Source organism: bacterium, assembly GCA_030247525.1.
GTDB lineage: Bacteria > Electryoneota > JAOADG01 > JAOADG01 > JAOADG01 > JAOTSC01.
In genome coordinates this window covers 1-3,066 of sequence record JAOTSC010000254.1, presented here as the reverse complement: position 1 = coordinate 3,066, position 3,066 = coordinate 1, and the positions used below count along the sequence as shown (strand labels likewise).

Annotated in this window: 2 protein-coding genes; both read left to right on the top strand. The window is 43.4% G+C overall.

Annotated features, from left to right (window positions below):
* Positions 1–813: M48 family metalloprotease (locus OEM52_14640; GenBank protein ID MDK9701372.1), on the top strand; the 813-nt coding region annotated here is incomplete at its 5' end.
* A gap of 98 nt (positions 814–911) precedes the next feature.
* Complete coding sequence (locus OEM52_14635; GenBank protein MDK9701371.1) at positions 912–3,047, top strand: YCF48-related protein; 2,136 nt, start codon at positions 912–914, stop codon at positions 3,045–3,047.
* Positions 3,048–3,066: the final 19 nt, after the last annotated feature.

Sequence of the window (3,066 nt, the reverse complement as noted above, 5' to 3'; positions counted from 1 at the left end):
AATGCGTTTGCCACCTCAGGCAGTTGTTCGCCCGATCTGATTTGCGTATTGACGGGATTACTCACCGAAGTGAAATCCTCCGACGAACTTGCCGCGGTGGTCGCGCATGAGTTGGTTCACAATTATAAGCAACACGGTTCCAAACAACAAAATGCTTCGATTCTTGCTATCCTGATTGGGGCAATCTTCTTACCAAATACTTCGCAATCGAGTGCCGATATTTTCGCGGGGATGATGGCGATGGGATTCTCCCGCGATCAGGAAGCTGAATCAGACAGCAAAGGTCTCTTTTTGATGACCGATGCCGGATTTCAGCCGACTGCCGCCGTCGCGTTATGGCAACGCATCGCGAAAAAGCATGGCGGTGGAGCTCGTATTTTTATGTCACACCCACCGAGTCCGGCGCGGGCGAAAGAATTGAATCGAATTGTCCAGAAAAATCTTCGGCGGAATCCAAATGGAACGTGGTCAATCCTCTCGCGAAAAACGCAATCGACGAACCAAGCGATGAACAACCGTTACAAAAATGCGGTGGGCGCAGGATTAGTGGCTACTGGCACTTATGTCGTCGTCGAAGCGAATCGCTACGAATGGGATTTATCGCGCTTCAAAGGCAACAAGACATGGCGCGATGCCGGGCTATGGTGTAGTGCCGGCATGGTGTTCGGATTCATCATGCCCTCCGACTTCATCTTCTTTCAGAATTCTCTTCGCAATCCTACGGGGAACCCCCCCACGGGAATTCGCGGGAAACCAATGATTGGTATTGGAGCGGATCAATCGTACCGGGTGGGGCTTGCTGTGAAATTCTAACGGCATTCAAAGAAAATCATTGAGAATTGTTAGAATCTCGCAAAATACCTTCTTGCGTATCGGTAATATTTGTATATTCAGATACACCAGAGGTCGCCATGAAACTTCGATACTTCGTAACTCTCCTCAGTACTCCAGTAATTTTCCTCCTTTCTACCCCAACTCTGTTTGCGCAGGGGTGGGAGTGGCAAAATCCTCTTCCACAAGGGAATAGGTTGTACGCAGTGGATATGTTAAACGACAGTACTGGTTGGATTGCCGGTGAGATGGGTGTTGCTTTCAAAACAACAGATTATGGAGTTTCGTGGTCATTAGTGAATCTTGATACACAAAATGCATTTTTGAGTATCGCACATTCTAGCCCTACATCTATATGGTTTCATAGTTCCCGTTCTATTCAACATACAACAGATGGTGGAGAGACTTGGAGAACCAAGTTGTATGCGATTCCACATGATATAATCGCAAACTTTTCTTATTTTGATTCACTTAATTTATATGCATCAAATCAGTACGGTCTTCTTTTTCATTCATCGAACGGCGGAAATAGTTGGGATACTTTAAACTGTTTTCCAGCAGTAGGTTGGATGATGGGTATTGATTGTACAAGTGATAGCATAGTATGGATTGTAGGAAGCGAAGTTAATCGCTCAACAGATTGTGGAAGAACTTGGGCTGTCATGGATTCTGGTGTTAACTGGGGAGGAATGCTCTACTGTGTTTCGTTCTCCGATATCAATCACGGTTGGGTAGCAGGGTCTAATCGGTTATACAAAACAATAAATGGAGGTCTTTCTTGGGTTCAGATCAACTCAGGTATTAACTACGAGATTAAAAAGATCTCATGTGTAAGTGACGATGTTGTTTGGTTGTTCTCACAATCCAGCTTCGGTATATGTGAAGTATCTCATACAACGAATGGAGGTACAAGTTGGATAACACAACGACAAATAACAAATACAATTTTAGGAATACATGGATTGAGTGAAAACGCTGCATGGATTGTTGGATGGAATGGACACATTAAAAGAACTACCAATCATGGAGTTAACTGGACTCAAGTGTCTCGGGGAGTACAAAATAATTTATTTTCGATTGCAGTTGTCAACTCTAATACAGTGTGTGCTGTTGGAGATTCAGGAATTGTTCTGATAACAACGAATCGTGGACAGAACTGGAATGTTGTCACTAGATTGAACGCAAGTCGTAACTATAGCGTTCATTTCATCGATTCAGCTTATGGGTGGGTTTCTTGTTCAAATGGTAGATTAGGAACTACGACTGATGGTGGAATTACTTGGGAGACCCGCTACATTAACACAACACAAGCTCTTACTTCTGTTAATTTTACCGATCGACAAAATGGCTGGGTTGTAGGCAGTGGCGGAGTTGTTTTTCACACCTCAGATGGTGGAGAAAACTGGATATCGCAAACAAGTAATTTTAGCGTCACTTTAAACAAAGTATGTTTCCTTGATCAACTACATGGGTGGGCAATTAGCATAAGAGGTACTATACTTCGTACAACCGATGGAGGTACTACTTGGAATACTCAATGGACTGTGTATGAAAACAGTCCAAATGTATTGTCAGATATATGTTTTTCGGATAGTTTACACGGTTGGATTGTTGGGGGATATGAAGAATATGAATCTGGTATCGATTATAGTGTCTACTTAACAACTACTGATGGAGGAAACACTTGGATTCCTAACAACATAAATTCTGGAGTACTTCAAAGCGTCTATTTCTCAGATCCAGAAAACGGTTGGTTGTTTAACGAATACAGCGCATATCACACAACCAATCATGGGCAAACATGGTCAAATGTATTTCTTGGTTCCAGTTATCTTTATGAGTCAGATTTCGTTAATCCAAACACCGGTTGGGTAGTCGGAACTGGTGGTACTATTCGTTTCACAACCGACGAAACGAGTGAATTTGTATCACTTGAATACATTCAACTTCCGAGTAAAATAACACTTCACCCCAACTACCCCAACCCATTCAATGCATCTACTTCTATTTCCTACAGTCTTCCATTGTCGGGTGCGGTGGAACTGAAAGTTTTCGATTTGAATGGGCGGGAAGTACAATCGCTTTACCAAGGCTACCAACGACCCGGTACCTATCGTTTATCGTACAACGCCACCGGCTTACCCTCTGGCACTTACTTTTATCGCCTCCAAACCGGAGAACAATCGCAAACGCGAAAGATGATCCTCATGAAATAAGGGCGTATGCCATACGCCT